Raw genomic sequence first — 25,914 nt, 5'->3', positions numbered from 1 at the left:
TCGTCCCGCGTCACTCCTGCTCCAGGTCCGAGGCGAGGCGGAAGCCGATCCGGTTGGCCGGCTCTTCCTGGCGCGCTTTCGGGACGGCCCGCAGCATCACGCTCAGCTGGCTGACATGCTGCACCAGCTGGGTCTTGGAACCGTTGCCCTCGCTGCCATAGAAAGTGAGAATATCGGGATCATAGTACCCCATGCCCTCGATCCTGAGCACCCCGGCGTCGCCGCCGGTGAAGCCCATCGCCACCTCATGCTCGCCGTCGAGCTGCTGCTCGAAATTCTGGATATAAAGGATCAGCCGCTCGTAGGCCCAGCGCGCCGGGCTTTTGGCGGCGTCCTGCCGCTGCAGCTTCTCCGGCACCTTGGTCAGGCCTGCGCAGGCCTCGGGATCGGCGTGGACCTCGTGCACGCAGGGCAGAATCGCCGCCTCTGCCGCCTCGGCGCTGGTTGAAATCTCGTTGTCCATTCTTTCCCCCCAAGATCTGGAACTGTCCGGGGTGCATTACCCCTTGCGCTGATAAAGCCAGGCGCCGTCTTCGCGTTTCCAGCGATCCACCTGGCCGGTGTGGTACAGGTGATTTACATGGGCCACGGATTCGACCAGTGCAAGCCCGTACTCGCCTTCTCCGATTGTGCGCTTGAACAGGGGGGCAAAGCAATCCGCCGCGGTTTTCGGCACACAAAGGTGATCCATCAGCCGCTCCAGCGCGCCGTGGTGGTTGTCGATCAGCTGCCGCATCCGGAGCGGCAGGCGGGAGAACGGCAGCTTGTGGCCGCCCAGCGCCAGGTGGTCCGGGCGGGCCAGGATTGAGAGCCGCTCGCAGGCCTCAAGCCATTCGCCCAAGGGGTCGGCCATCGGCTCGGTGGCGTAAACGCCGATGTTGGGGCTGATTGAGGACAGGATCTGGTCGCCGGTGATCACCAGGTGGTCGTCGCGGCTCCAGAAGGTGGCATGCTCCGGCGCGTGGCCATTGCCGATATGCACCTCCCAGTCGCGCTGCCCCATGCGGATCACGTCGCCCTGCTTGATCCGGGTGAACCCCAGCGGCATCGGGTGCACGGTATCGGCAAAATTGAAGGGCCGGTCGGCGGCGCGCTTTTCGTAAAACGCCTTATCCATGCCGGCACTGCGGTAATAGGCCAAGGTTTCCTCGGGCCATGTCTCCTGCACGTCCAGCGTCAGCATCCGGGCAAACAGCCAGGCGGTGCGGGTGGTGACCAGTTCGGCGCCATGTTCTGACTGGAACCAGCCCGCCAGGCCGATGTGGTCCGGGTGGTGATGGGTGCCGACAACACGGCTCACCGGCTTGCCCTTCAGCGGGCCCGCAATCAGGCTCTCCCAGATCGCGCGGCTCTTGCGGGTGTTGAAGCCGGTGTCAATCACCGTCCAGCCGTCGCCGTCATCCAGCGCGTAGATGTTCACATGATCCAGCTTCATCGGCAGCGGCTGGCGCATCCACAACACGCCTTCGGCCACCTCGATCGCTTCGCCCTGTGCGGGCGGCTCTTCCCAAGGGGTGCGCAGGCTGACTTCGGGGACACTGGTCATGGCTCAACCCGCCAGTTCGTCGAGGCTGAGCGCAAAGGTGCCGGCAGCACCCGCCTGGGCATGGGCCAGAAGGGCGGCGTGTTCCGGCAGCATCCGGGTTATGTAGAAGCGCGCAAGCTTTTCACGCGGGCCGCCCGGGTCGGCCATGGCTGCGGCCAGGTGGCAGTGGCCGCCCAGCACCCGGGCAAAGGCGCGCGAGTACGGAACCGAGCCGGCAAAACGGTCCTGCAGGTCATCCTGCGCCACCAGCCATTCGGTGGCTTCGCGCAAGGACTCACACGCTTGCCAGACGGCTTCCGCCATGTTGGGATGGGTGGCGCGGGCGCGTTCGGCCTGTTCCTCGATCTCGTCGATCAGCGAGAACGCCATATCGCCGCCGTCCATCATCTTGCGCGCCACCAAGTCCATCGACTGGATGCCGTTGGTGCCCTCGTAGATCGCGGTCACCCGCACGTCGCGATAGTACTGCGCGGCGCCGCTCTCTTCTATGAAGCCCATGCCGCCATGCACCTGTACCCCGGTTTCCGAGACCCGGATGCCAGTGTCAGTGCCAAAGGCCTTGGCGATCGGGGTCAGGAAGGCCGCGCGGGCGGCCCAACCGGCTTCACCGGTGGCGGTCTGCATGTCGATAGCCCGGGCGCAGGCCAGCAGAATCGCGCGGGAGGCAAAGATTTCCGCCTTCATCTCCATCAGCATCCGGCGCACGTCGGCGTGGTCAGCGATGAAACCGCTGGCAGTGCGGCCCTGCTTGCGCTCCAGCGCATAGGCCAGCGCGTGCTGATAGGCGCCCTCGGCAACACCGACGCCTTCGCCGCCGACGCCGAGGCGGGCGTTGTTCATCATAGTGAACATCGCCGCCATGCCGCCGTGCTCAGGGCCGACCAGCCAGCCGGTGGCGCCGTCGAACTGCATCACGCAGGTAGGCGAGCCGTGCAGGCCCATCTTGTGCTCCAGGCTGACGACCTTCAGATCATTCGCCTTGCCCGGATTGCCCTCCGCATCCGGCAGATACTTCGGCACCAGGAACAGCGATATCCCCTTGGTGCCCGGCACCCCATCGGGCAGCCGCGCCAGCACCAAGTGGCAGACATTGCCGCAGAAATCATTGTCGCCCCAGGAGATGAAGATCTTCTGCCCCGAGACCGCATAGGTGCCATCGCCATTGGGCACCGCCTTGGAGCTGAGCGCGCCTACGTCCGAGCCCGCCTGCGGCTCAGTCAGGTTCATGGTGCCGGACCACTCGCCGGAGATCAGCTTCGGCAGGTAAAGCGCCTTGATCGCATCCGAAGCATGATGCTCCAGCGCTTCGATCTGGCCCTGGCTCAGCAACGGCGCCAATTGCAGCGACAGGCAGGCGCCGGCCATCATCTCGTAGACTGCGGTGGCAACGGTTTGCGGCAGCCCCATGCCGCCGTGTTCTTCCGCGGCGCTGATGCCGACCCAGCCGCCCTCGCAAATGGCCTGGTAGCCTTCGGCAAACCCGGGCGAGGTCCGCAGCACGCCGTTTTCCAGATGCGCCGGGTGCAGGTCGCCGTTGCGCTGCAGCGGCGCCATCACCTCGTCGCACAGCTTGCCCGCTTCGGTCAGGATCGCGCTGACCATGTCGGTTGAGGCCTCGGCAAAGCGCTCCGTCTCCGGGATGGCCTCGTAGCCAACCACATGGTTCAGCAGAAACTCATACTCGGAAACGGGGGCACGGAAGGTCATGGGCGTCCTCTGGCGGTCTTTAAGGGGCGTCCTGGCGCGGGCAGTCTTGGCTTCCCGGCACGGGCCTATTATGGTCAGTGGCTCGACCGATTACCTAATCGGACGCCTATTGCAATCAACCAAAACGCCGCGTCACCCGGAATGCCCCAGCAGAGCACTGAAATTCTTGCCGCGACGGAAGCGGGAATTGCCCGTGCAGCCCTGCTGCTGCGGCAGGGCAAACTAGTCTCCTTCCCCACCGAGACGGTCTATGGCCTGGGTGCTGACGCTCGTCTGGGCGAGGCGGTTGCAGCGATCTATGAGGCCAAGGGGCGGCCCTCCTTCAACCCGCTGATTGCCCATGTGCATTCTGCGAAAGCCGCGCAGCGCTATGTCGAGTGGAATGATGTTGCGGAGCAACTGGCGCAGGCGTTCTGGCCCGGCCCGCTGACACTGGTGCTGCCGCTGCGCGACGGGCACGGCATTTCTCCGCTGGTCACAGCAGGGCTCGGGACATTGGGCGTGCGGGTGCCGGCGCATCCGGCGGGCCAGGCGCTCTTGCAGGCGCTGGACGGGCCGGTGGCGGCGCCCTCGGCCAATCCCTCGGGCAAGATCAGCCCTACCACGGCGGCGCATGTGCAGGCCGGGCTGGACGGCCGCATCGCCGCAATTCTGGACGATGGCGCCTGCGGCGTCGGGCTGGAATCGACAATCATCGGCCTGGCAGGGCCAGAGCCGATGCTGCTGCGCCCCGGCGGGCTGGCGGCGGAAGCGGTGGAAGACGTTCTGGGCCGCAAGCTGGCAATGCGCGATGTGCACGACCCGCTGACCGCGCCTGGGCAATTGCTGTCGCACTACGCGCCGGGTGCGCCAGTACGGCTGAAGGCAAAGGCTGCAGCAGAGGGCGAGCTGTATCTCGGCTTCGGACCGGGCGCCTGCGACCTGACCCTTTCGGAACGCGGTGACCTGGCAGAGGCCGCCGCCAATCTCTTTGGCCATCTGCACCGGCTGGATGCGCTGGGCCGGCCTATTGCCGTCGCTCCAATCCCGGAGCGCGGGCTGGGCGTGGCCATCAACGACCGCCTCCGCCGCGCCGCCGCACCGCGGGGCTGAACCGCCAGCGCCTGCAGCCGCAGCTCTCCCGCCCCTTTTCAACCATCAAAGATGGCTTTCAAAGCGTTGAGCATAGCGCCGCGCATGCGCGGCGCTATGCCCGCAACCACCCGGATTGGTCCCGGAAAATCCCGTCACCTGCCACAAACGCGCTGGCTTCTTTCTGGTTGCAAATACTCCCGCCGGAGGCGCGCCGCGCCCCGCGCGGCGCCACGCCCAACCTTTGTTCCGCTCATCTTTGATGATCGGAACAAAGGGCGGGAGCCCGCCCCTGCCCCTGGTGCAACGGCAGCTACCTTGGCCGTTCAGGCGTGGCCGGCGCTGGCCGAGAGGGTCAGCGGGTCGACCCCAAGCGTGTTCAGCGCCGCGCCCCATTTGCTGTCATCGGCCAAGCCGAACACCAGGTCCGGACTGGCATCTGCGGTCAGCCAGCCGTTCATCGCAATCTCTGACTCCAGCTGCCCCGGCCCCCAGCCGGCATAGCCCAGCAGCACCAGCAGATCCTCTGGCCCCTGCCCTTGCGCGATGTCCTCCAGGATATCCAGCGTCGCAGTCATTGAAAACCCGCCCGGCACTTTCAGCGAGCTCACATCCAATTCGTAATCCGGCGTGTGCAGCACAAATCCGCGCTGGGTTTCCACCGGGCCGCCAAAGCGCACCGGCAGGGCCGCTGCCGCGCTGCCCTCGCCGCCCATGTCCAGCTGCTCCAGCAAATCGCCCAGCACCACCCCGTCGGCGGGCTTGTTGACGATCAGCCCCATCGCGCCTTCCTCCCCGTGCGAGCACAGGAAAACCACCGAATGCTCAAACCTGGGGTCGCCAATTCCGGGCATTGCAATCAAGAGCTTGCCAGTCAGATCCATGTAATTCCGTCTTTCTGCTGCCTCCCCCCACCATGACGCCCTGCCGGGCTGCACGCAAGGGGCGCCAAAGGCGCGTGCGGTAAAGCCTTCGGCAAAATTGCCGCAAACTCAGGATGATGTGGGGCGGCTTTCCGGTCTCTGACCGGATCGTGACTTGGCAAACCCTGCTTTGCAGCGCATGTATCAGGACATGAAACAGAAGCTGAAGATCACCGCGGCCGCGGCCCTGCTTGCCGCTCTGGCAGGCACACCGGCGCTTTCCGGCGCTGCGGAAGGGGAGATCGTGCAGATCGACGTGCTGGACGGCGGCATGACCAAGCGCGGCACCTATCTGGGCGCGCTGAAGGTCACGCTGCAGCCCGGCTGGAAGACCTATTGGCGCGCGCCCGGCGATGCAGGTATCCCGCCGAGCTTTTCCTGGCGCGGCGCACGCAATGTCGGGGAACTGTCAATTACCTGGCCGTCACCGGAAGTGTTTCTGACCTCCGGCTACCGCACCATCGGCTATCATGATCAGCTGGTGCTGCCGGTGGAGATCACGCCAGAGACACCGGGCAAGCCGGTGCGCCTCAAGGGCCGGATGCAGCTGGGTGTCTGCAAGGATGTCTGCGTGCCGGCAGAACTCAGCTTCGATCATCAGCTGGACGGCAGTGCAGGCCGCAACCCGGCCATTGCCGCAGCACTTGCCAGCCGCCCCTGGTCCGCCAAGGAGGCCGGCGTGCGCCAGGCCACCTGCAGCCTGCACCCCACCGAATACGGCATGAAGGTCACCGCCCGCATCTCGATGCCCTCGGCCGGCGGCGAGGAAGTGGCGGTGATCGAGCCCGGCACCCCCAGCCTCTTTGCCGGCGAAACCGCCACCCGCCGCGAGGGCGGCCTGCTGGTGGCGGAAACCGAGTTCCTGCCTGCGGACAGAACTGCCTACGCCATTGACCGCTCGCAGCTGCGGATCACGGTGCTGGGCAAGAACCACGCTGTCGACATCCAGGGCTGCAGCGCCGGATGAGCGTGCCAGAGGTTCCGCCGCGCCCGGTGCTGGGTACCATTGCCGTGGTCTGCCGTCGTTATGGCGGCCAGGACCAGGTGATCCTGGTGCAGCGCGGCAAGGAACCCAATGCGGGCTGGTGGGGCTTCCCCGGCGGCCATGTCGAGATGGGCGAGACCGCGCTGGAAGCCGCCGCGCGCGAACTGCTGGAGGAATCCGGCGTTGTTGCCAGGCCGCTGGAGTATCTTACCAATGTGGATGTGATTTCGCGCGATGACAGCGGGACAGTGCAGCGCCAGTACCTGCTGACCGTGGTTCTCTGCGAACACATCAGCGGCGCTCCTGTCCCGGATGATGATGCCGAGCAGGCCGAATGGATCCCGGTGGCAGAAATCGAAACCCGCGGACTTCAACTGCTGGATCAAGTGGCCGAAGTTGCACGGTTGGCTCAAGCCCGCTGGCGGGCGCTGAAACGGTAAGCCGCGCCGCCGGCCAGATAGGCCAGCAGGGTCAGCACCAAAGCCCCCGCGACACAGGCCAGCAGGCCTGCATGCACCGGCTCCATCGCCGCCAGCACCGGCACCATCCGCAATAGCGGGTGCAGCGCGCCGGTGGCCATCGCCCAGCCCAGTGTCAGCACCAGCCAGCCAAGCTGTGCCAGCGCGGTGCCCATCACCAGCCAGCGCAAACCGCCAGCCCCCTGCCGCACGGCGCGGCGCAGCGAGGTCATCGGCCGCGACAGGTCCCGCTGCATCGCCACCAGCGCAGGCACCACCAGCAGCACCAGGAACATGCCGAAGCCCAGGCCATAGACCAGGGTAATCACCGTTGGTTTCAGGAACTGCGCCTGCTGCGAGCGTTCAAACAGCAAGGGCGCCAGCCCCAGCACCGTGGTCATGGTGGTCAGCATTACAGGGCGCAGCCGGTCGGCTGCCGCGTCGATGATCGAGGGGATCAGCCCGCGGTCCTGGGCATACTGGTCAATCGTAGTCACCAGCACGATGGAATCGTTGATGATGATCCCGGTCATGCCCAACAGGCCAACCACGGTGAACATGGAAAGCGGCACCTCCCACATGTAGTGGCCCCAGATGGTGCCGACGAGGCCAAAGGGGATGATCGCCATCACCACCAAGGGCCGGGTCCAGCTGGCAAAGATCCAGGACAGCACCAGGTAGATGCCGGTGAGGCAGAGGATCAGCCCGGTGCCCGCCTCCTGCAGGAAAGTCTGTTCCTGCTCGGCAAGGCCGGACAGGCGCCATTCCACCTGCCGTTCGCTGGCAATTTTCGGCAAGACCTCCTGCTGCAGCGCCTGCATCACCGCCTCGGCGCGGGCAGGGTCGTCTTCGGAGATGTCGCCGGTGACGCTGATCACCCGGATGCCGTTTTCGCGCCGCACGGTAGAGAACCCGGTGCGCTGGGTGACCGAGACGATATCAGCCAGCGGCACGTAGATCCCGCTGGGCGCCCGCATCAGGGTGCGCTCCAGGAAGTCGGCGGTCAGCTCGCCCTCGGGCAGTTCCACCCGGATCGCGGCGCTGCGCGGCCCGTCCGGATAGGTCGCCGCCTCGATCCCGTTGAGCCGCGCCCTGAGCGCCTGGCCGAGGTTGCCGATGGTGAAGTTCAGCGCCTGGCCCTGGGGGGTGAGATCAAGGATCACCTCCTCCTTGTCATAGGCCAGGTTATCCTCGACGGCTGAGACTTCGGGGAACCGCAGCAGCGCGGTCTTCAGGTCTTCGGAGGCCGTTTTCAGCACCTGCACGCTGGGGCCGGAGAACTGCACATCCAGCGCATCCCCGCCCGGCCCCGAGCGCCAGCTGCGGAAGGAAAGCGTCTCTGCCATCGGATGGCGCGCGACGGTTTCCTGCAGCTCGGCTACAAAGGCAAAGCTGGAATAGGGGCGCAGGTCGGCGTCGATCAGCTCGATCGAGATTCCGCCCAGGAGATCGGTGTCCTTGGCCTCCACCCCGCTGAGGCCGCGGCCTGCGTTTCCGCCGACTTCGGCCATCACGAAGGCAAGCGGATTGCGTCCGTAGCGTTCGGCGTATTCGGCGCCCAGCGCCTCGGTGGCGCGCTGCATTTCCCGCATCATTGCCAGGGAATTGCTGCGGGTGGCACCTTCGGCCATGGCAAAATTGCCGGTGACCGAAGCACGTTCCGGTGCGTTGAAGAAGCGCCATTTAACATCGCCATTGATGAACAGCGCCGCCTGGCTGGCGAGGATCGCCAGCGCGCCCGCCAGCACCGCGTAGCGCGCGGTGACGATCGCACTCATCAGCCGCCGGAAGACATGATCGCGCAGCCAGCGGAAGCCGCGGTTCACCATCCGGTTCGGCCAGTCATACCAATGCCGCGCCTGGGCATGGGTCAGCGCGTGGGCCAAATGGTTGGGCAGGATCAGAAAGCATTCCAACAGCGACGCTGCCAGCACCGCAATCACGGTGAAGGGGATGTCGCGGATCAGTTCGCCGAAACGGCCGCCGACCAGGGTCAGGCCAAAGAAGGCGATGATTGTGGTCAGTGTTGCGGCAAAGACCGGCATCGCCATGCGCCGGGCCGCATTTTCGGCCGCCTGCACCGGGTTCTCTCCCAGGCGGCGGACACGGAAATCGGCATGCTCGCCCACCACGATGGCGTCATCCACCACGATGCCGAGGGTGATGATCAGGCCAAACAGGCTCACCATATTGATGGTGATCCCGGCGGCATACATCAGCGCCACCGCGGCAAACATCGACGCCGGGATGCCCATCGCAACCCAAAAGGCAATCCGGGTGTTGAGGAACAGGAACAGGAGGCACAGCACCAGGCCCAGCCCCATCAGCCCGTTGTCGACAAGGATATCCAGGCGGTCAGTGATGCGCTCGGCGCGGGTGCGGATCAGCTGTGCCGTCACCCCTTGCGGCAGGCTGGCCTGCATTTCATCGACCACATCCTGCACCTGTCCCTGCAGGCGGATGGCATTGCCTTGGTCCGAGCGGTCCACCCGGATCGACATCGCCGGATTATCATCGACAAAATACGACCGGTTGCGGTCCACCCCTTCGACCCGCACCTGCGCCACATCGCCAATGGTCAGAACCGAGCCGTCGGCATTGGTGCGCAGGACGATGGCCTCCAGCTCATCCGGTTTGCGCTTTTCGCGGCCGGTGCGGACGCGGGCGTTGGCGCCGCTCACATCGCCTGCGGGGTCGGCGTCAACCTCGGCCGCGATGGCCTCCGCGATTTCGCGCATGGTGATGTCATGGGTGATCAGTTGTGCGGTGGGCACCTCGACAATGGTCTCTGGCGCCGCCACGCCGCGGATCGTGGTGCGGGTGACCCCGGCCTCGAACAGCCGCGTCACCAGTTCGTCGGAGAACAGTCCCAGCTGCGCCGCGCCGACGGGCCCGGTGATCACCACATCGGTGACCCGGTCGCGCCAGGCGCCGCGCCGCACATCCGGCTCCTCCGCCTCTTCCGGCAGCGTGGTGACACCGTCAACGGCAGACTGCACATCATCCGCCGCCTGCCCCATGTCAGTGCCGGGTTCGAACTCCAGCGTCAGCGTCGCCGCCCCCTCGCGCGAGCTAGACGTGGTCTCCTCAACCCCGTCCACCGCCAGCAGCACGGGCTCCAGCACCTGCACGATGGCGCTGTCCACATCCTCCGGACCCGCGCCCTCCCATTCGACGGTGACGGTGACACGCTCGACAATCACATCCGGGAAGAACTGCGCCCGCATGTTGGGCATCGCCACCGCCCCCAGCACCAGCATGATCACCAGCAGGAGATTGGCCGCAGTGCGGTGGCGGGTGAAATAGCTGAACAGCCCGCGGGCCGGCCTGGGGAGCCTGCGCACCATGGGCCTCAGCCTCCCATCCGGGATTCGATCCGGGAGACCAGCTGCGAGGGCACTTTGGCCTCAGCCAGCTGCGCCAGCATCTTTTCCTTCATTTCCGAGGGCATCCGGCTGCTGCCCTCGACAAAGGCCACCAGCCTGGCACGGCGTTCGTCACTGAGTTCAATCAGCTCCGGCAAAGCCTGCACTTCGGCGCCCTGACGCAGCGGGCGCACCTTGATGCCTGCGCCCAGCAAAGGCGTACGTCCGGTTACAACCTCACGGCCCTCCAGCCCGGAGCCGCGGATCAGCACGTCATCGCCCTGGCGGCGCACCAGCTCCACCGCCAAGGCCTCCAGCCGGTCCTCTTCCCCCAGCACCAGCACCGAGCCATCGGCACCCAGCGCCGAGGCCGGAACCCGGGCCACGGCAGCCACCTCAGGCTCGGTCACCTTGACGGTGACAAAATCCCCGGGCTCAAACCCCGGTGCTGCCTCCAGCCTGGCATAGACCAGCCGGCCGGTCTGGCCGTCGCCGGCCGCCCCGCTGGCGCGGGAAATCTGCCCAGCGGCGCTCAGGCCTGCCCCGGCGGCATCCAGCGTCACCCGCACCGGCGCCCGCAGCAGCCGGCCCTCAGCGTCCAGCAGCCGGGCGTATTGCGCGGTCGAGATCCGGAACGCCACCTCCAGCAGTTTCGGGTCCACCAGATCCGCCAGTTTCTCATTGGCCGAGACCAGCCGCCCCTGCACCAGCGCCACCGCCTGCAGGGTGCCATCGAAGCCGGCCTTGATGGTGGTGTCATCCAGATCCCGGCGCGCCTCATCCAGCGCGATCTGCGCCCGGGCCACCCGGGTGGCCGCCTGGTCTGCACGCGCTTCGGCCTGGCTCACCGCCTGGCGCCGCGAGATCACCGTCTGACGCGCCTGCACCGCGGCCAGTTCCGCGGTCTCCACCGTCGCGGCCGAGCCCACCCCGCGCGCTGCCAGATCAAGCTGCCGCTGGAATGCGCGCTCGCGCAGCTGCGCCTGGTCCTGGGTGGCCTGCAATTCATCCTGTGCCAGGATCAGCGCCCGGCCGGCATCGCGTTCTTCTGCGCGGGCATCCATCATGTCGGCCTCGGCCCGGTCCAGCGCCGCCTGGGCATCGGCCGGATCAATCTGCACCAGCACCTCGCCGGCCTGCACCCTGCCGCCTTCCTCGAAATCCTCCGACAACTGCACCACCCGGCCGCCCGCTGCAGTGCGCAGCTCCAGCGCCCGGCGGCTTTCGACCCGGCCAAAAGCGGTGAGTTCCGGCGCCACCGTCTGCAAGTCCGCCACCACCACATTGACCGCAAACACCCGCTCACGCGCGGGCGGCGCCTTGCGCTCGGCATTCAGCTGCGCCTCGATGGCATTGAAAACCAGCTGCCCGGCATACAGCAGCAGGCCCGCCGTTACCGCCGCCAGGAAAAGCCCTGTCATACTCTGACGCAAAAAGCGCATGTCTCTCCCTTCCGGTGGCGGATGCAGCCGGGACCGCCAATGGCCTGCCAAAGCGCAACTGCCGTGACGGCACGAATTTTTGCCCGCTTGGAAATATACGATTTTCCGAGCGGGTTTTCGAGGTTACACGCCGCGCACGGTTACTTCCGTCGCAGATGTTCCTCCAATCTGGGCATGATTTCCACGAAATTGCAGGGCCGGTGGCGGTAATCAAGCTGTTTTGACAGGATTTCATCCCAGCCGTCCTTGCAGGCGCCAGGGCTGCCGGGCAGCGCAAACAGATAGGTGCCGCCCGCCACCCCGCCGGTTGCCCGAGACTGCACCGCGCTGGTGCCGATCTTCTGCATGGAGACCAGGGTGAAGACGGTGCCAAAGGCCTCGATCTCCTTTTCATAGACGTCGCGGTGCGCCTCCACCGTCACATCGCGGCCGGTCAGCCCGGTGCCGCCGGTCGAGATCACCGCATCCACCTCCGGATCGGCCACCCATGCACGCAGCTGGGCGGCAATCTCTGCCCGCTCGTCCGGCAGGATCTTGCGATCCGCCAGAGTGTGCCCTGCGTCCTGCAGCCGGTCGGCCAGCACTTGCCCTGAGCGGTCATCCTCCATCTTGCGGCTGTCCGACACCGTCAGCACCGCAATGCGGACGGGAATGAACTCCATGCTTTCGTCGATACGGGACATCAGGCCCTCTCCATTACTGCCAGCCGCACGGCCAGCCCTGCAAAAATTCCAGCCGACACCCGGCCCAGCCAGCGGGAGAAAACCGGCGATCCGGTCAGCCGCTGCCCGGCCTGGCCGGCAAAGATGCCCACCAGGCCGTTGATGAAAAATCCGCCGATGGCCAGAATCAGCCCGAAGATCAGGAACTGGGCCAGCACCGGCCCTGCTTCCGGCTTCACGAATTGCGGCACAAAGGCGAGCACAAACAGGATCACCTTGGGGTTCGCAAGATTGACCAGCAGCCCGCTGCGGAAGGCGCTGGCGCCGCGGCGTTCGGGCAGCGCATCCGCCGCCAGCCCGCCGCGCAGGGCGCCCCAGGCGAGATAGAGCAGATAGGCGACTCCGATCCAGCGGATCACGTCAAACAGCGCAGGCATGGCCGCGACCACCGCGCCCAGCCCCAGCCCTGCAAGCGCCACATGCACCATGCTGCCCGCCGAAATCCCGGCACTGGCCGCAACTGCCGCACCGCGGCCCGCGCGCAGCCCCTGGCCGAGGCAGAACATCATATCCGCCCCCGGTGTCAGGTTCAGCGCCAGCGCCGCCGGGATGAACGCCAGCAAAGTTACCGCGTCGATCATGGTGTCACCTCAAACCAGTTCACCGCAGGGCCGAGATTGGCCACTTGCGTTTTCCCTAAATAGCCGCGGAAGCCCCAGCAATCATGCACATGGCCGCAGAGCAGAAGCTGCGGCTGGATCCGCTGTGCCGCCGCCAGGACCGCGGTGGAGCCCACGGAGGCACCGCCGGACGTCACATCGCCAAAACCCTTGGGTGGAGAATGGGAGATCAAGACATCCGCTTGACTGCAAGCCACCAGCATCGTTTCAGCCTGCGCCTCACTCAGATCGCAGGACCAGCTGCCAAAGGGCGTCTGCGGCACGCCATACCCCAGCCCGAACAGGCGCAACCCCTCAAATTCCATGCTTTCGCCATGCAGCACGGTTGTGTTGGGGAAGCCCGCCGTGCGCAGCTCATCGGCGCTTTCGCCGTTGCCCGCCACCGCCGCCATCGGCGCCTGCAGCCCCGCCAGCATCGCCGCCGCCCGGTCCAGCCCGCGCCGCATGTTGCAGAAATCGCCCGCGCTGATCACCAGATCAGCGTCTGCGCTGGCCTCGACGATCGAGGCCGCGTGGGCACTGGAGAGATGCAAATCGGAAAAGGCGAGGATCTTCACGTAGGCCTCCTCAGGACACAGCGCCCAGCCGCGCCTTCAGCTCCAGCAGGTCTGCCCAGGCCAACCGTTTCTGCGACGGCTGGCGCAGCAGATAGGCGGGATGGAACATCGGAAGGACCGGCTTGCCCCAGACCTGGGCCCATTGCCCGCGCAACCGGGTAATGCCGCGCTTGCCCAGCACCGCCTGGCAGCTGATGTTGCCCATAAGCACCAGGATATCCGGCTCTGCCAATGCCACATGCCGCTCCAGGAACGGGGCCAGCATGGCAATCTCGGCCGCCAGCGGATCGCGGTTCTGCGGCGGCCGCCAAGGCAGGACATTGGTGATATAGACGCTTTCCGCCCGTGAAAGCCCGATCGCCTCCAGCATCCGGTCCAGGAGCTGCCCGGCGCGGCCGACAAACGGCTTGCCCTGCAGATCCTCGTCGCGGCCCGGCGCTTCGCCGATGATCATCACCCGCGCGCCTGCCTGCCCGTCCGAGAACACCAGATTGCGGGCGCCGCGCTTCAGATCGCAGTGGGTGAAACCTTCCATGGCCTCGCGCAAGGCAGGCAGGGAGGCCGCGCCCTTGGCGGCCGTCCTGGCCACGTCAACAGGGTCAACTTCCTTGGGCTTGGGCGGTGGCGCAGGCGCCGCGCCCGGTTTCGGCTTTGGCGCCGCCTGCGCCAGCCCGTAACGGTCGACGGGCACGTCGCACAGCGCCTCGGTGGCGCCCAGCTCAACCTGCCACTCCAACAGCGCCTTGGCGCTCCAGTAATCCAATGCCAATTCCATGCGCCCAAGCTACCCTGCCCGCCCAGGAAGCGGAACACCCCTCCCCTCCTGAATTTGCCCCACCCCCTTCTTCTGGCTGAAAATATCCCGGGGAGCGCGAGGGGCCGGCCCCTCGCCTGCGCAGCCTTGCCGCAAGGCACCACCCCGCCTATAAGAGCCCGCAAATCAAGCGGAGCCGCCCCATATGTCCTTCGAACACCGCCACCTGCTTGGCATCGAACCGCTGAAGCCGCATGAGATCACTGCGATCCTCGATCTGGCCGATGACTATGTGGCGCTGAACCGCCGCCCGGAAAAACACTCCGACGTGCTGGCGGGGCTCACCCAGATCAACATGTTCTTCGAGAACTCCACCCGCACCCAGGCCAGTTTTGAGCTGGCAGGAAAGCGGCTGGGCGCCGATGTGATGAACATGGCGATGCAGGCGTCGTCGATCAAAAAGGGCGAGACCCTGATCGACACCGCGATGACGCTGAACGCGATGCACCCGGACCTGCTGGTTGTCCGCCACCCGCATTCCGGCGCGGTGGACCTCTTGGCGCAAAAGGTGAACTGCGCGGTGCTGAATGCCGGCGATGGCAAGCATGAGCACCCGACCCAGGCACTGCTGGACGCGCTCACCATCCGCCGCTCCAAGGGCCGTCTGCACCGGCTGAACATCGCGATCTGCGGCGACATTGCCCATTCCCGCGTGGCGCGCTCCAACCTGATCCTGCTGGGCAAGATGGAGAACCGCATCCGCCTCATTGGCCCGCCGACCCTGGTGCCCGGCCAGTTCGCCGAATTCGGCGCCGAGATCTATGACGACATGCGCGAAGGCCTCAAGGACGTGGACGTGGTGATGATGCTGCGGCTGCAGAAGGAACGCATGGACGGCGGCTTCATCCCGTCCGAGCGCGAATACTACCACCGTTACGGGCTGGACGCCGACAAGCTGGCGCAAGCCAAACCCGACGCCATTGTCATGCATCCCGGCCCGATGAACCGCGGGGTGGAGATTGACGGCACCCTTGCGGACGACATCAACCGCTCGGTCATCCAGGAGCAGGTCGAGATGGGTGTTGCCGTCCGCATGGCCGCGATGGATCTGCTCGCACGCAACCTGCGCGCCGAGCGCCAGGCCCCCAATCAGAGCCAGGCGGGCTGACCCGCTTGGAAGGCGTCATTCATATCCCGGCGGGCGAGCGCGGCGTGATCCGCCTCTTTGCGCTCGGCATGCGGCCCGAGCAGGCGGCGTTTCTGAAGGAGCCTGGCGCGCTGGCGCAGGTTCTGGGGATCGAAGCCCTGGACATGGACCAGGCGGAGGTCTTCCCGGTCTCTGACCTCGAAGACATCGGCCTGACCGGCTATCTGACCGAAGGCTGCGGCGTGCCGCGGGCGCAGGTCGAAGAAGACCACGAAATGCTGAAAGCGCTGGACGGCCACGTGCTGCTGATCCGTTCCCGCGCCTTTGAGGGCAAGGAAGTCCGGCTGACCCCGGCGGAGCAGATCGTGCTCAAAGGCACCTATGGCGAGCGCCGGACCAATTGGAGCGCCGCGCCTGCAAGTGCCGAAAGCGCCAAACCCCATTCGGCGCCCAAGCTTTCCCCGCGCGAAGCCCGCTCGCAAGCCCGCCGCATCGGCGCCACGTTGTTTGCTGTGGTCATGACCCTGATTGCACTGCTGATCTGGGCGCTGGTGTTCTGATGGAGGAAACCGCCTTCACACCGGACCGAAGCGCCTATGTCCGGGCGCATGCCTGGATGGCCGCGATTGGCATGGGCGGCGCGATGGCGGTGCTGTGGTTTCTTGACAGCCCCCACGTCTGGACCGGTGCCGTGGGCGGGCTCGCCGCCATCGCCTTGCGCGGCTGGTACATGGCCAGCGAAGAGCTGGCGGTGGTCTGGATCCTGACCAAAGACACACTTGCCGGCCCCGCCGGACGCAGCGTGCCGGTTGCTCAGATTGAAGCTGTGAAAACCATGGGCAGCTATGTGCAGGTCATCACCAAGAGCGGCGACAAGCACCTGATCAAATACCAGGCCGACCCGGCCGCGACCCTCAACGCTATTGAAAGAGCCAAGGCATGACCACTCTGTTCACCAATGCCCGCCTGATCGACCCGGAAGCAGGCACCGATACGCCCGGCGCGGTTCTGGTCCGGAACGGTCGGATCGCGGCGGTTGAGAAAAATGCTGCCAGCCCTGAACAGCTGCTGGCCACGCATGGCGTCACACCGGATGAGGCCGCCATTCAGGACTGCGGCGGCAAATGCCTGGCACCGGGGATTGTCGACATCGGCGTCAAGGTTTGCGAGCCCGGCGAGCGGCACAAGGAAAGCTATAAATCCGCAGGCCTCGCGGCGGCGGCGGGCGGGGTCACCACCATTGTCACCCGCCCTGATACCGCGCCTGCGATCGACAGCCCGGAGACGCTGGAGTTTGTCACCCGCCGCGCCCAGGCCGACACGCCGGTGAACGTGCTGCCGATGGCGGCGCTGACCAAGGGGCGCGAAGGCCGGGAGATGACCGAGATCGGCTTCCTGATGGATGCCGGCGCGGTGGCCTTTTCCGATTGCGACCATGTGGTTGCCAACACCAAGGTGTTCCAGCGCGCGCTGACTTATGCCCGTTCTTGCGGCGCCCTAGTAATCGCGCATCCGCAGGAGCCGGTGCTGAGCAAGGGCGCGGCAGCCACCAGCGGCAAGTTCGCTGCACTCTATGGCTTGCCCGCAGTTTCACCGATGGCAGAGCGGATGGGACTGGACCGCGATATTGCCCTCTTGGAAATGACGGGTGCCAAATACCATGCCGACCAGATCACCACAGCGCGCGCCCTGCCCGCGCTGGAGCGCGCAAAGGCCAACGGGATCGACATCACCGCGGGCACCTCGATCCACCACCTGACGCTGAATGAGCTGGACGTCGCGGGCTACCGCAGCTTCTTCAAGGTGAAGCCGCCGTTGCGCTCGGAAGACGACCGGCTGGCGGTGGTTGAGGCAGTGCGGACCGGGCTGATCGACATTATCAGTTCGATGCACACACCGCAGGATGAGGAAAGCAAGCGGCTGCCGTTTGAGGAAGCCGCCGCCGGCGCGGTGGCGCTGGAAACGCTGCTGCCCGCCGCGCTGCGCCTTTACCACGCTGAACTCTTGGACCTGCCAACCCTGTTCCGTGCCATGTCGCTGAACCCGGCGAAACGCCTGGGTCTGGAAAGCGGCCGCTTGGCCGCGGGTGCACCTGCCGACCTGGTCTTGTTCGACGCGGACGTGCCCTTTGTGCTCGACCGTTTCAAGCTGCGTTCGAAATCGCAGAACACGCCGTATGACGGCCAGCGGATGCAGGGCCGGGTTGAAGCCACCTATGTTGCGGGCGAACCCGTTTACCGGAGGGACTGATGCCAGTTATCGAAAGCTCTGCCGCAGTGCTGATCCTCTGGGCGGTGATCGGCTATGGCCTGGGGTCCGTGCCCTTTGGCATGGTGGTCACCAAGGCGTTTGGGCTGGGCAATCTGCGGGAAATCGGCTCGGGCAATATCGGCACCACCAACGTGCTGCGCACCGGCAGCAAGGCCGCCGCGGCACTGACGCTCTTCCTGGATGGCGGCAAGGGCGCGGCGGCGGTACTGCTGGCCCGCTTTCTGGCCGGCGAAGATGCAGCGCAAGCAGCCGGCCTTATGTCCTTCCTCGGCCATTGCTTTCCGGTCTGGCTGGGGTTCAAGGGCGGCAAGGGCGTGGCGACCTTCCTGGGTCTGATGCTGGCGCTGGCCTGGCCGGTGGGCATCGCCTGCTGCCTCACCTGGCTGGCGGCGGCGGCCGTCAGCCGGATCTCCTCGATGGGGGCTCTGGTCTCAGCGGCCTCGGGTGCGGTCTGGGCACTGGTGCTGGGCTACCAGCCAGTGGCCTTGCTGGCGGTACTGCTGGCGGTGGTGGTGTTCATCCGCCACTCGGCCAATATTGCCCGCCTGCGCGCAGGCACCGAGCCGCGGATCGGCCAGAAGTGAGCCTTGGAACAGGCAAAGGCGGGCTGAACGCGTTTCTGGCCGCCTTTGATGCGCTGCCGCTGGGCGGTTTCACAGGCATTGCGGACGGGCGCAAATATACCGTCACCCGCGGGAACCTGGCAGGCGGAAAGGCCCAGAAACTGGTGGCCCGCGAACTGGGCGGCACCGATTACATCAGCCTCAACCTCTACCGGCTGGTATCCGGCGCACTGCTGAAGCCCTGCGAAATGCCCGAGGAGAAAGTGGTCCGCTTCGTGCTGGCGCTGGAGGTTACGGGATAAGCCGCTCCAACGCGCGGCCATTGGCCCAGGTGCCATGCAGCTCACCGCTGGGCATCCGCACATAAACCACCGGATGCGTTTGCCCCCAATCGACCCAGATCACATCGCCATTGCGCGAGCCGGTGCCGGAGTAGCCCTGCCCGGCAATGCTCCATTGTATCTGAACGCTGCCGCCGTTGTCCTGGATCTGCACGGTGCCGGTATAGCTGCTGCCATCCGGGTTGCGCCCCTCGGCCCGGTAGATACCGCTGACGCTTTGAGCAAGGGCCGGCAGTGCTGCCGCCGTGAAAGCCGCTGCCAGTATGCCAAGCGCAGCGCGGCGGGTTGAAAAGGAACCTGTCATCCTTGCCTCCAAATTGCCTGCTTCCATAGTGGCTGGAGAAAACCTGCCTGTCACCCGTTCTGCGCAGGAATGCACAGGCTCTTGCAGGCTGACGCACATTCAAATTGAGTTGTTTTGAACGTGATCGCCTGCCTCTCCACATGGGTTCCGTGACCCGCAGCATACCGCGGCACACATGGTGAAACGCCGGCCGGGCAAACATTTTTCATCCACCCTGGCCGGGATTTGAAAGGACGGGACCATGAACAAAGTAAAAGCACTGATCAGCGGTGTGGCTCTGTCGGTTGCGATGGCAACCTCGGCACTGGCGGCAGGCGTTGAGATCAACGCATCCTCCACCGGCCTGGCAATGCAGGGCTATGACCCGGTCGCATATTTCACAGACGGTGCCCCCACCAAGGGCAGCTATAAAATCACTACTGTTTACAATGACGCAATGTACCGCTTCGCCTCGGAAGAGCACAAAGCGGCTTTTGAAAAGAATCCCGAAGCCTACCTGCCGGCCTATGGCGGCTACTGCGCCTTTGGCACCGCAATGGGCTTCAAGTTCGACGGCGACCCGAACCACTGGAAGATCGTCGACAACACCCTGTACCTGAACCTGTCGGCTGACATCCAGGAACGCTGGGAAGGCGACATCCCGGGCATGGTGCAAAACGCCAATGCCAACTGGGAAGACATCGCCGACAAGACCCCGGCAGAGCTGCAGGCGCAGTAAGGCAATTTACGCCGCTCACAAGCAAACAGCCGGCGGCGGGGCAACCTGCCGCCGGTTTTCTTTGTCTTGACACGACTCGGGTTTTCCAACTTTCTGTCCTTACAGAAATTTCAGGATGCCGTGATGAAACTGACCCCCGCGATGCAGAACTTTATCCTTCACTGGGGCGAGATGGGCAGCCGCTGGGGGGTGAACCGTTCCGTCGCGCAAATCCATGCGCTGCTGCATATCGCCTCTGCCCCGATGACCGCGGAAGAGATTTGCGAGGTGCTGGGGCTGGCACGCTCCAACGTTTCCAACGGGCTGAAAGAGCTGCAGGCGCAAGGGCTGGTCAAGGTCAGCCGCCAGCTGGGCGACCGGCGCGATCACTTCACCTCGATCCGGGACATGTTCGATCTGGCCGATGCGGTGATTGCGGCCCGGCGTGAGCGCGAGTTTGCCCCCACCCTGCGGGCCCTGGACGCGGTGATGCAGGAGGCCGAAGCCGACAGCACCCCCAAGGCGGTCAAGGAGCGCATGGGCGAGACGCTGCGGGTGATGCGGATGTTTGACGACTGGTATGCGGATTTCTCCCGCCTGCCGCGTTCGGTGCATCTGGCAGTGCTGAAGCTGGGCGCCAAGGTGGCGCGGTTCCTGCCCGGCGGCAAACAGACGGAATGAGTGCGGGCCGGATGCGGCCCTGGTTCAAAAAAATTTTGCGAGGACATTTCCCTCATGACAGAAATAACTGACAATAATGACGGCGACCTGCATGACATCGACTCTACGTCCTTCTGGGTCGCCCTGATCGCCGCCCCGTTAATAATCGCAGTGCTATTTTGCTGGGTATACCTCATCCCCGTCTTTGCCGTCATCCTCGGCGGCCTGCCTTGGCTATTGTTTGGCGGCCCGGCCCTGTGGCTTACCCTGAAGCACAAGGGCACCGGCCCTCTGCTGATGTTAGCTGCTTTAGGCGCCAACCTGCTCGGAACGCCGGTTTACGCCTATTTTGCGGTGCCGCTGTTCCATTCCTACCGCGGCTTCCCGAACCTTGCAGAGTACCTGGACTTCGCAGGCTTTCTGACCGGCTTTGGCGCCTTGTTTTCGCTGACATGGGGCATGGCGTTTTGGCTGATGTACCGCGGTATAGCCCGTGAGCGCGAAACCAAGAGGAAAGCCGGACCTGAAGATCAAACAGGGCAGACATCCCCTCAATCCTGATCGAAAGGAGACCGCCATGCACACGCCCGTTTCCCGTGAATTGGCACCGCGCAATGTCGACTGGCAGGATCTGCTGCCAGTCACCGGCCGCCAGCGCTGGGGTGAACTGACCCTGCCGCTGCCTTGGCTGATACTCTCCTGGGTCTTCTATGCCTCGCCACTCTGGCCGCTGGGAGCCGGTGCCAGCTTTATGTTCTTCCTTTGCGCGCTGCGGCTGAACCATGAGGCAATCCACGGCAACCTGGGCCTGCCGCGCCAGGGCGATATCGCCGTGCTGCATATCCTCAGCGCCCTGATGTGCGGATGCAACTGCTCTGTCGCCTGGAGCCATATGCAGCATCACTGCCATTCGATGGGACCCGGTGACATCGAGGGGCATTGCGGCCATATGACGGCCTGGGAAGTGCTGCGCTACGGGCCGCGGTTTCCGGTGGATCTGATCCGGGGCTGCTGGATGCAGGGCGGCGGCAAATGGCGGCGGCGGATGCTGCGCGACGGGCTTTGCGTGGCAATGGCTGCCGGGCTTTGCCTGTGGGGCGGCCAGCGTTTTCTGCTGCTGCATCTGGCTGCAATGGCGGTGGCGCAATGCATGACAGCCTTTTTCGCAGTCTGGATCACCCATCAGGGCACCGGCACTGCGGGCCTGGTGGCGCGCAGCCAGCGCGGGGTTCTGGCCAGGGCCGCCTATCTGATGTTCTACCACCGCGAACATCACTTGTTCCCGAAAGTGCCCGTCAGCCGCCTGCCGGAACTGGCGGACAGGCTGGATACCCAGGTGCCCGGTTATGCCGCCAGCCGCCTGCCGGTTGTGGCCTGGCTGGACCGGCGCTGATACCCCGGATCCGCCTGCAACCAGCCACATTGCCGCCGGAATTTCAGCGCAACTCAAAGGGGATAGATTAACAGCAGGTTTCCAATGATCACCCGCATTCTCACCCCTTTTGAAAACTTTGCATTCAAGTTCTTCGATTTTGACGGCCGCGCCACGCGGTTGGAGTACTGGAGCGTTATCCCCCTGGTCTGGCTCGGTATTCTCCTGATGCTGCCAGGTGATGCCGCAGAAGTCTGGGACTATTTGCTGCGCCGCGAAGTGCCGCCGCTGAACCCGTTCCACTATGGCTCCCTTGGGTTGTTTCTGATCACCTTCATTCCGCGGCTGTCGCTGACAGTGCGCCGCTTGCACGATGCCGGGCGCAGCGGCAAATGGGCCAAGCTGCCCTTCAGCGCGGTCTCGCTGGGTCTGATCATGAGCTTTGGCTTCCTGACCTCGGCCCTGACCAGCGACCCCAGCGGCCTGGGCAGCGGGATGCTGATTGCCGGTGCGGTCATGGCCTCTGTCTCCGGCGGCTTCTGGGAGGCGCTGTTCAATCTGGCGGCCGTCGCCAGCACAATGAATTGGGAGGTGGTGCTGGACAGGTTGCTAGGGGTTGCCGCCCAGGCAGACCCGGGTGCCGCGCTCGATCAGGCCGGGGGCTTGGCTGCACATGACCCCTTCCTGGGGTTCCAATTTCTATTCTACACCGTGTTCTTCGGCTTTGGTCCGTTCATCGCGCTGCTGCTGCACACCTATTTCATGCTGCTGCCATCAGAACGGGACGGCAATGCCTATGGCACCAGCACAAGCCAGCCCGCACAACGCGGCTCTGTCAGCGGCAAGGGCCAAAGCAGCGCATTCGCGGGCTACGCCTATCTGCAAAAACGCTCTGCCGAAGAGGAGTTGCAGCTCCAGGCCGCCCGCAAAGCTCAGGTCAAGGATCTGTACAAAACCCGGGTGCTGGGCAGCACAGGCCGCTAGCCGGCACAGGCTGGCCGCACTTGGTTGCGGCCGCCGTTCTTGGCCGCATAAAGCGCCACATTGGCTTCCCGCAGCACCGCCTCAACCGGGCGGCTGCCGTCATGGTAGCCAAGCCCGATTGAGACTGTGCAGAGCACCCCCCCGGCACCAACTGACAAGGGTGTGGCACCGATTGCCTGGCGGATCTCCTCGGCTTTTCCGGCAGCTTCGCTCAGCGGCACATCCGGCAGGCAGGCGACGAACTCCTCACCGCCGAACCGCGCGGCGATGCCTCCGGGCTGAACTCCCTCCTTCAGAACACCTGCGACAAAGCGGATCACCTCGTCCCCGGCCTGATGCCCGTGGGTGTCATTGATCGCCTTGAACCGGTCGATATCGGCCAGCAGGAAACTGCCCTGAAAATCCTTGCCGAGCCCGGCAATCAGCCGGAAGAAATGATCACGGCTGTAAAGCGAAGTCATCTGATCATGCGCAGCAAGATGCAGGAGCTTCTCGTTCAGCATGTGAATTTCCAGCAACCGGCCAGCAGCCCAGTAAGATGCCAAAGGCGCTATCAAAAGGGGGGCCAGCGTGGAAGGCACCAATGCCGCGCGGCTCAATCCACTGGGTACCGTCAGGGCAGTCACCACCCAGGAGACTGCCAGGGCAATTAGAGTTACAGATGCAACGAAATACCATTTCTGGCTCTTGCTTCGAATTGCCAGCATAAAAGCCCCGTGAAAATCCCCGCCGCCACTGTGCCGCAAGTAGTTCAGGAAGGACAGTACGCCTTTCGTATAGGCCACGCACTTTTGGATAGGCGAACCGTCCAAACAAGCCTTGCCAAGCAGACCGCAACCGCATTGCAGTTGCGACCGCCTGCCCATCTCCCGCTGCCGCGCAGGAAAAGATGGCCTAGGATCTGGTCAGGACCCGGGCTCTGGCCAATCAGGGAAATGCGGATCCGGCTCGGTGCCGGCCAGGCGGTTGAAGCTGTTGGTGAAATGGCAATGAGCGATCTCGGCCACGATGGCCACCAGCTGCGCGTCGTCAAACCCGCCGGCACGGGCCTGGGCCAGTTCCGCATCGCTGAGCCGGCCGCCGGTCTCCACCAGCCGCCGGGTCAGGCGCTGCAGCCTGGCCGGACGGCTGCCGCCCTCCAGCAGCTCGCCGCGGGCGATCCGGCGGATCATCTTCATGTCGACGCCGCGGGCCTGGGCCATGCCCAGATGGGCCGGCACGCAGTAATGGCAGCCGTTCTGGACCGCCATGTCCATGCAGATGACCTCACGGTCCTCAGCCGACAGCCCGCAGTTGTCCAGCGCCGCCCAGAACGACAGGAAACCCTCCAGAACCGCCGGATTATGGACCATCGCATCCGAGATGTTCAGCCTGCGTCCCCACATTTTGGCGACCCGGGCCTGGGCCGCCGCCTGTTCCGGGGTTTCCGCGTCCTTGGCGACTGCCGGGATCCGCTGCATCAGTAGGCAAACTCGCCGTAGATGCGGCTGAGGTCCTCACCCCACGCCCCGTTGTAGCGCTCCAGCAGCTCGTCCGCAGGCACCTTGCCGCTGTCGAGGCTGTCCTTCAGAGCGTTGAGGAAATGTGTCTCATCCGGCACCAGCCCGCCCGCACCGGGCTTGTGCCGGGCCTTCAGGCCGCTTTCGGAGATTGCCACCACTTCGCGCGCCAGCTCGTGCATGCTGATGCCGTTCACCTTGGCCTGCAATCCCTGCTCGGAGGCCGCAACACGCAGGGCGTCGCGGGTTTCAGCATCCCAGCCCTTGACCAGATCCCAGGCTGCGTCCAGCGCGCTTTGGTCATAGGTCAGGCCTACCCAGAAGGCTGGCAGCGCACAGAGGCGCCGCCACGGGCCGCCGTCGGCGCCGCGCATTTCAATGAACTTCTTGATGCGGGCTTCAGGGAAAATGGTGGTCAGGTGGTCGGCCCAGTCCGACAATGTCGGGGTTTCGCCCGGCAGCGCTGGCAGCTCGCCTTTCAGGAAGTCGCGGAAGGACATGCCCAGCGCGTTGATGTATTCGCCGTTCCGGTAGACAAAATACATCGGCACATCGAGCGCATATTGCACCCAGGCCTCGAACCCGAAGCCGTCCTCGAACACAAACGGCAGCATGCCGGTGCGGTCGGCATCCAGATCGCGCCAGACGCGGGCCCGCCAGGATTTATGGCCGTTGGGCCTGCCGTTCAGGAACGGTGAATTGGCAAACAGCGCGGTGGCCACCGGCTGCAGCGCCAGCGCCACCCGCAGTTTCTGCACCATATCGGCCTCGGAGGAGAAGTCGAGGTTCACCTGCACGGTGCAGGTGCGCCGCATCATGGTGGTGCCCATGGTGCCGACTTCCTGCATGTAGCCGTCCATCAGCTTGTAGCGGCCCTTGGGCATCAGCGGCATATCTTCATGATGCCACACAGGGGCTGCGCCCAGGCCAATGAAGCCAACGCCGATCTTATCTGCGATGTCCTTGACGTCGCGCAGGTGGGCGTTCACCTCGTCGCAGGTCTCATGAATGGTTTCCAGCGGCGCGCCGGACAGTTCCAGCTGGCCGCCCGGTTCCAGGCTGACATTGGCGCCGTCTTTTTCCAGGCCGATCAGATTGCCGCCTTCGGTCACGGGCGCCCAGCCGTGGCTGTCGCGCAGGCCTGTCAGCACAGCTTCGATCGAGCGCTCACCTTTATAGGGCAGCGGCTTCAGCGTGTCCTTGCAGAAGCCGAATTTTTCGTGCTCGGTGCCGATGCGCCAGTCTTCCTTGGGCTTGCAGCCGTCGGCAAGATACTGGGCAAGCTGCTCGTGGTGTTCGATCGGCCCGCCGCCGGACTGGGGAATGGACATGCCTGGCACTCCGTCCTGTTAGGTCTGTCTTGAAGGGTCAGTGGTGGGCGGAATTGCCGCCGGTGTCAATGCAGCCTGTGATGTTCCGGCCGGCTCGAGGAACGTTCCCAGATCACGACCTGGTGAGGGCCGCGGCGGCGCAACTCGCTGAGCATACGTTCGGTTTTCAGCCCCGGCAGAGCGGCAAAGACGTCAAACAGCGCCTCATAGCCTTCGGCATTCACCGGGATCGCCAGCGGCGGCTGGCCGGGCTGTTCCAGCAGCCAATGGGGCGGTTTGGCGGATTGGTCCAGCGCCAGCCGCTCCAGCTCCGAGGCGGCGACGGCACCGCCGGTAAGGGGCCCAAAATAGGCGATCTGCCCCTCGTCCACCTGCACCACACCCGGACCGCTGGTGCCGCGGCGGAAACGCATCCGCTGGGCACCGATGATCGCGGTGACCAAGCCGGTGGCAACCAGCGCCCAGCCGGTGATGGCGGTAAAGCCAACAGAGGAAAACGCCCACTTCAGCCCCAGCAGGAACATCATCACTGCGGCGATCACTTCACGCCAGCGCCACAGTTGCGCACGGGCCTCGGGGCGGATGAAACTCATGT

The 25,914-nt window shown here is 65.0% G+C and carries 29 protein-coding genes; 14 read left to right on the top strand and 15 right to left on the bottom strand.

The window, feature by feature from the left end; genetic code table 11:
- Positions 1-10 precede the first annotated feature (10 nt).
- Genes ACXAEH_RS19760 through ACXAEH_RS19750 form a run of 3 tightly spaced genes read right to left on the bottom strand, consistent with a single transcriptional unit; the run spans position 11 to position 3,253 of the window.
- Positions 11-463 carry a DUF6173 family protein gene (locus ACXAEH_RS19760; RefSeq protein WP_039159902.1) on the bottom strand — a complete coding sequence of 151 codons (453 nt, stop codon included), beginning with the start codon at positions 461-463 and terminating at the stop codon, positions 11-13.
- A gap of 36 nt (positions 464-499) precedes the next feature.
- A complete protein-coding gene (locus ACXAEH_RS19755; RefSeq protein WP_475035249.1) occupies positions 500-1,546 on the bottom strand; it encodes an MBL fold metallo-hydrolase in 1,047 nt (348 codons plus the stop codon).
- A gap of 3 nt (positions 1,547-1,549) precedes the next feature.
- Positions 1,550-3,253: an acyl-CoA dehydrogenase gene (locus tag ACXAEH_RS19750; protein WP_475035247.1), complete on the bottom strand. Its 1,704-nt coding sequence runs from the start codon at positions 3,251-3,253 to the stop codon at positions 1,550-1,552.
- A 141-nt stretch (positions 3,254-3,394) separates the two neighbouring features.
- Here ACXAEH_RS19750 and ACXAEH_RS19745 point away from each other — a divergent pair, with 141 nt between their 5' ends.
- Positions 3,395-4,345 carry an L-threonylcarbamoyladenylate synthase gene (locus ACXAEH_RS19745; RefSeq protein WP_475035246.1) on the top strand — a complete coding sequence of 317 codons (951 nt, stop codon included), beginning with the start codon at positions 3,395-3,397 and terminating at the stop codon, positions 4,343-4,345.
- 305 nt (positions 4,346-4,650) lie between these two features.
- Here ACXAEH_RS19745 and ACXAEH_RS19740 read toward each other — a convergent pair whose 3' ends face one another.
- Positions 4,651-5,208, bottom strand: a complete 558-nt coding sequence (locus ACXAEH_RS19740; RefSeq protein ID WP_475035244.1) for a YqgE/AlgH family protein — start codon at positions 5,206-5,208, stop codon at positions 4,651-4,653.
- 190 nt (positions 5,209-5,398) lie between these two features.
- Here ACXAEH_RS19740 and ACXAEH_RS19735 point away from each other — a divergent pair, with 190 nt between their 5' ends.
- Positions 5,399-6,214 (top strand): protein-disulfide reductase DsbD domain-containing protein, encoded by an 816-nt coding sequence (locus tag ACXAEH_RS19735; protein WP_475035242.1) that lies wholly within the window; start codon positions 5,399-5,401, stop codon positions 6,212-6,214.
- On the top strand, positions 6,211-6,672 hold the full coding sequence (locus ACXAEH_RS19730; protein WP_475035240.1) for an NUDIX hydrolase: 462 nt from the start codon (positions 6,211-6,213) through the stop codon (positions 6,670-6,672). The genes ACXAEH_RS19735 and ACXAEH_RS19730 overlap by 4 nt, the downstream gene beginning before the upstream one ends.
- On the opposite strand, the gene ACXAEH_RS19725 is transcribed toward ACXAEH_RS19730, so the two are convergent.
- The 6 genes from ACXAEH_RS19725 to ACXAEH_RS19700 all read right to left on the bottom strand — a co-directional run bounded on the left by ACXAEH_RS19725 (position 6,642) and on the right by ACXAEH_RS19700 (position 14,171).
- Positions 6,642-10,037: an efflux RND transporter permease subunit gene (locus ACXAEH_RS19725; RefSeq protein WP_475035238.1), complete on the bottom strand. Its 3,396-nt coding sequence runs from the start codon at positions 10,035-10,037 to the stop codon at positions 6,642-6,644. The two genes, ACXAEH_RS19730 and ACXAEH_RS19725, sit on opposite strands and share 31 nt — an antisense overlap.
- Positions 10,038-10,042: 5 nt before the next feature.
- Entirely contained in the window at positions 10,043-11,497 is a 1,455-nt protein-coding gene (locus tag ACXAEH_RS19720) for an efflux RND transporter periplasmic adaptor subunit (protein WP_475035236.1), read from the bottom strand.
- 140 nt (positions 11,498-11,637) lie between these two features.
- Positions 11,638-12,180: a molybdenum cofactor biosynthesis protein B gene (gene moaB / locus ACXAEH_RS19715; protein ID WP_475035234.1), complete on the bottom strand. Its 543-nt coding sequence runs from the start codon at positions 12,178-12,180 to the stop codon at positions 11,638-11,640.
- Positions 12,180-12,800 (bottom strand): LysE family translocator, encoded by a 621-nt coding sequence (locus ACXAEH_RS19710; RefSeq protein ID WP_475035232.1) that lies wholly within the window; start codon positions 12,798-12,800, stop codon positions 12,180-12,182. Before ACXAEH_RS19710 ends, moaB begins: the two co-directional genes overlap by 1 nt.
- Entirely contained in the window at positions 12,797-13,396 is a 600-nt protein-coding gene (locus tag ACXAEH_RS19705; RefSeq protein WP_475035230.1) for a metallophosphoesterase family protein, read from the bottom strand. Before ACXAEH_RS19705 ends, ACXAEH_RS19710 begins: the two co-directional genes overlap by 4 nt.
- Positions 13,397-13,406: 10 nt before the next feature.
- On the bottom strand, positions 13,407-14,171 hold the full coding sequence (locus ACXAEH_RS19700; RefSeq protein ID WP_475035228.1) for a uracil-DNA glycosylase: 765 nt from the start codon (positions 14,169-14,171) through the stop codon (positions 13,407-13,409).
- Positions 14,172-14,355: 184 nt separating this feature from the next.
- Here ACXAEH_RS19700 and ACXAEH_RS19695 point away from each other — a divergent pair, with 184 nt between their 5' ends.
- From ACXAEH_RS19695 to ACXAEH_RS19670, 6 genes are read left to right on the top strand one after another with little or no spacing between them, the layout of a single operon-like run.
- The gene (locus ACXAEH_RS19695) at positions 14,356-15,318 is read left to right on the top strand and encodes an aspartate carbamoyltransferase catalytic subunit (protein ID WP_475035226.1); all 963 of its coding nucleotides are present in this window, start codon (positions 14,356-14,358) and stop codon (positions 15,316-15,318) included.
- A 5-nt stretch (positions 15,319-15,323) separates the two neighbouring features.
- The gene (locus ACXAEH_RS19690) at positions 15,324-15,857 is read left to right on the top strand and encodes a hypothetical protein (protein WP_475035224.1); all 534 of its coding nucleotides are present in this window, start codon (positions 15,324-15,326) and stop codon (positions 15,855-15,857) included.
- Positions 15,857-16,240, top strand: coding sequence for a hypothetical protein (locus ACXAEH_RS19685; RefSeq protein WP_475035223.1), 384 nt, complete (start codon positions 15,857-15,859; stop codon positions 16,238-16,240). Before ACXAEH_RS19690 ends, ACXAEH_RS19685 begins: the two co-directional genes overlap by 1 nt.
- Positions 16,237-17,547 carry a dihydroorotase gene (gene pyrC, locus ACXAEH_RS19680; RefSeq protein WP_475035221.1) on the top strand — a complete coding sequence of 437 codons (1,311 nt, stop codon included), beginning with the start codon at positions 16,237-16,239 and terminating at the stop codon, positions 17,545-17,547. The genes ACXAEH_RS19685 and pyrC overlap by 4 nt, the downstream gene beginning before the upstream one ends.
- Positions 17,547-18,152 carry a glycerol-3-phosphate 1-O-acyltransferase PlsY gene (gene plsY / locus ACXAEH_RS19675; RefSeq protein WP_475035219.1) on the top strand — a complete coding sequence of 202 codons (606 nt, stop codon included), beginning with the start codon at positions 17,547-17,549 and terminating at the stop codon, positions 18,150-18,152. Before pyrC ends, plsY begins: the two co-directional genes overlap by 1 nt.
- Complete coding sequence (locus ACXAEH_RS19670) at positions 18,149-18,433, top strand: hypothetical protein (protein WP_475035217.1); 285 nt, start codon at positions 18,149-18,151, stop codon at positions 18,431-18,433. Before plsY ends, ACXAEH_RS19670 begins: the two co-directional genes overlap by 4 nt.
- On the opposite strand, the gene lfb1 is transcribed toward ACXAEH_RS19670, so the two are convergent.
- Positions 18,423-18,776: an LIC10280 family protein gene (lfb1, locus tag ACXAEH_RS19665; RefSeq protein WP_475035215.1), complete on the bottom strand. Its 354-nt coding sequence runs from the start codon at positions 18,774-18,776 to the stop codon at positions 18,423-18,425. The genes ACXAEH_RS19670 and lfb1 overlap by 11 nt on opposite strands.
- Before the next feature lie 241 nt (positions 18,777-19,017).
- On the opposite strand from lfb1, the gene ACXAEH_RS19660 reads away from it, so the two are divergent.
- The 5 genes from ACXAEH_RS19660 to ACXAEH_RS19640 all read left to right on the top strand — a co-directional run bounded on the left by ACXAEH_RS19660 (position 19,018) and on the right by ACXAEH_RS19640 (position 22,489).
- Positions 19,018-19,494 carry a YHS domain-containing (seleno)protein gene (locus tag ACXAEH_RS19660; protein ID WP_475035214.1) on the top strand — a complete coding sequence of 159 codons (477 nt, stop codon included), beginning with the start codon at positions 19,018-19,020 and terminating at the stop codon, positions 19,492-19,494.
- Positions 19,495-19,617: 123 nt separating this feature from the next.
- Positions 19,618-20,154: a GbsR/MarR family transcriptional regulator gene (locus ACXAEH_RS19655; protein WP_475035212.1), complete on the top strand. Its 537-nt coding sequence runs from the start codon at positions 19,618-19,620 to the stop codon at positions 20,152-20,154.
- Positions 20,155-20,208: 54 nt separating this feature from the next.
- Complete coding sequence (locus ACXAEH_RS19650) at positions 20,209-20,694, top strand: hypothetical protein (protein ID WP_475035210.1); 486 nt, start codon at positions 20,209-20,211, stop codon at positions 20,692-20,694.
- Positions 20,695-20,710: 16 nt separating this feature from the next.
- The gene (locus ACXAEH_RS19645; protein ID WP_475035208.1) at positions 20,711-21,526 is read left to right on the top strand and encodes a fatty acid desaturase; all 816 of its coding nucleotides are present in this window, start codon (positions 20,711-20,713) and stop codon (positions 21,524-21,526) included.
- 84 nt (positions 21,527-21,610) lie between these two features.
- Positions 21,611-22,489 (top strand): DUF805 domain-containing protein, encoded by an 879-nt coding sequence (locus ACXAEH_RS19640; protein WP_475035206.1) that lies wholly within the window; start codon positions 21,611-21,613, stop codon positions 22,487-22,489.
- On the opposite strand, the gene ACXAEH_RS19635 is transcribed toward ACXAEH_RS19640, so the two are convergent.
- The 4 genes from ACXAEH_RS19635 to ACXAEH_RS19620 all read right to left on the bottom strand — a co-directional run bounded on the left by ACXAEH_RS19635 (position 22,486) and on the right by ACXAEH_RS19620 (position 25,912).
- Complete coding sequence (locus ACXAEH_RS19635; protein ID WP_475035204.1) at positions 22,486-22,992, bottom strand: GGDEF domain-containing protein; 507 nt, start codon at positions 22,990-22,992, stop codon at positions 22,486-22,488. The genes ACXAEH_RS19640 and ACXAEH_RS19635 overlap by 4 nt on opposite strands.
- A gap of 402 nt (positions 22,993-23,394) precedes the next feature.
- Complete coding sequence (locus tag ACXAEH_RS19630) at positions 23,395-23,949, bottom strand: carboxymuconolactone decarboxylase family protein (RefSeq protein WP_475035202.1); 555 nt, start codon at positions 23,947-23,949, stop codon at positions 23,395-23,397.
- Positions 23,949-25,319 (bottom strand): glutamate--cysteine ligase, encoded by a 1,371-nt coding sequence (locus tag ACXAEH_RS19625; protein WP_475035200.1) that lies wholly within the window; start codon positions 25,317-25,319, stop codon positions 23,949-23,951. Before ACXAEH_RS19625 ends, ACXAEH_RS19630 begins: the two co-directional genes overlap by 1 nt.
- A 65-nt stretch (positions 25,320-25,384) precedes the next feature.
- Complete coding sequence (locus tag ACXAEH_RS19620) at positions 25,385-25,912, bottom strand: hypothetical protein (RefSeq protein WP_475035198.1); 528 nt, start codon at positions 25,910-25,912, stop codon at positions 25,385-25,387.
- Positions 25,913-25,914: the final 2 nt, after the last annotated feature.

This window comes from Leisingera sp. ABM4_060, assembly GCF_056158765.1.
This window is presented reverse-complemented; position numbering and strand designations above follow the sequence as displayed.

Excerpts from the sequence above, each read along its gene's own strand:
- ACXAEH_RS19760 (WP_039159902.1), bottom strand. The coding sequence starts at position 463 with ATGGACAACGAGATTTCAACCAGCGCCGAGGCGGCAGAGGCGGCGATT.
- ACXAEH_RS19755 (WP_475035249.1), bottom strand. The coding sequence starts at position 1,546 with ATGACCAGTGTCCCCGAAGTCAGCCTGCGCACCCCTTGGGAAGAGCCG.
- ACXAEH_RS19750 (WP_475035247.1), bottom strand. The coding sequence starts at position 3,253 with ATGACCTTCCGTGCCCCCGTTTCCGAGTATGAGTTTCTGCTGAACCAT.
- ACXAEH_RS19745 (WP_475035246.1), top strand. The coding sequence starts at position 3,395 with ATGCCCCAGCAGAGCACTGAAATTCTTGCCGCGACGGAAGCGGGAATT.
- ACXAEH_RS19740 (WP_475035244.1), bottom strand. The coding sequence starts at position 5,208 with ATGGATCTGACTGGCAAGCTCTTGATTGCAATGCCCGGAATTGGCGAC.
- ACXAEH_RS19735 (WP_475035242.1), top strand. The coding sequence starts at position 5,399 with ATGAAACAGAAGCTGAAGATCACCGCGGCCGCGGCCCTGCTTGCCGCT.
- ACXAEH_RS19730 (WP_475035240.1), top strand. The coding sequence starts at position 6,211 with ATGAGCGTGCCAGAGGTTCCGCCGCGCCCGGTGCTGGGTACCATTGCC.
- ACXAEH_RS19725 (WP_475035238.1), bottom strand. The coding sequence starts at position 10,037 with ATGGTGCGCAGGCTCCCCAGGCCGGCCCGCGGGCTGTTCAGCTATTTC.
- ACXAEH_RS19720 (WP_475035236.1), bottom strand. The coding sequence starts at position 11,497 with ATGCGCTTTTTGCGTCAGAGTATGACAGGGCTTTTCCTGGCGGCGGTA.
- moaB (WP_475035234.1), bottom strand. The coding sequence starts at position 12,180 with ATGTCCCGTATCGACGAAAGCATGGAGTTCATTCCCGTCCGCATTGCG.
- ACXAEH_RS19710 (WP_475035232.1), bottom strand. The coding sequence starts at position 12,800 with ATGATCGACGCGGTAACTTTGCTGGCGTTCATCCCGGCGGCGCTGGCG.
- ACXAEH_RS19700 (WP_475035228.1), bottom strand. The coding sequence starts at position 14,171 with ATGGAATTGGCATTGGATTACTGGAGCGCCAAGGCGCTGTTGGAGTGG.
- ACXAEH_RS19695 (WP_475035226.1), top strand. The coding sequence starts at position 14,356 with ATGTCCTTCGAACACCGCCACCTGCTTGGCATCGAACCGCTGAAGCCG.
- ACXAEH_RS19685 (WP_475035223.1), top strand. The coding sequence starts at position 15,857 with ATGGAGGAAACCGCCTTCACACCGGACCGAAGCGCCTATGTCCGGGCG.
- pyrC (WP_475035221.1), top strand. The coding sequence starts at position 16,237 with ATGACCACTCTGTTCACCAATGCCCGCCTGATCGACCCGGAAGCAGGC.
- plsY (WP_475035219.1), top strand. The coding sequence starts at position 17,547 with ATGCCAGTTATCGAAAGCTCTGCCGCAGTGCTGATCCTCTGGGCGGTG.
- lfb1 (WP_475035215.1), bottom strand. The coding sequence starts at position 18,776 with ATGACAGGTTCCTTTTCAACCCGCCGCGCTGCGCTTGGCATACTGGCA.
- ACXAEH_RS19660 (WP_475035214.1), top strand. The coding sequence starts at position 19,018 with ATGAACAAAGTAAAAGCACTGATCAGCGGTGTGGCTCTGTCGGTTGCG.
- ACXAEH_RS19655 (WP_475035212.1), top strand. The coding sequence starts at position 19,618 with ATGAAACTGACCCCCGCGATGCAGAACTTTATCCTTCACTGGGGCGAG.
- ACXAEH_RS19650 (WP_475035210.1), top strand. The coding sequence starts at position 20,209 with ATGACAGAAATAACTGACAATAATGACGGCGACCTGCATGACATCGAC.
- ACXAEH_RS19645 (WP_475035208.1), top strand. The coding sequence starts at position 20,711 with ATGCACACGCCCGTTTCCCGTGAATTGGCACCGCGCAATGTCGACTGG.
- ACXAEH_RS19640 (WP_475035206.1), top strand. The coding sequence starts at position 21,611 with ATGATCACCCGCATTCTCACCCCTTTTGAAAACTTTGCATTCAAGTTC.
- ACXAEH_RS19635 (WP_475035204.1), bottom strand. The coding sequence starts at position 22,992 with ATGCTGAACGAGAAGCTCCTGCATCTTGCTGCGCATGATCAGATGACT.
- ACXAEH_RS19630 (WP_475035202.1), bottom strand. The coding sequence starts at position 23,949 with ATGCAGCGGATCCCGGCAGTCGCCAAGGACGCGGAAACCCCGGAACAG.
- ACXAEH_RS19625 (WP_475035200.1), bottom strand. The coding sequence starts at position 25,319 with ATGTCCATTCCCCAGTCCGGCGGCGGGCCGATCGAACACCACGAGCAG.
- ACXAEH_RS19620 (WP_475035198.1), bottom strand. The coding sequence starts at position 25,912 with ATGAGTTTCATCCGCCCCGAGGCCCGTGCGCAACTGTGGCGCTGGCGT.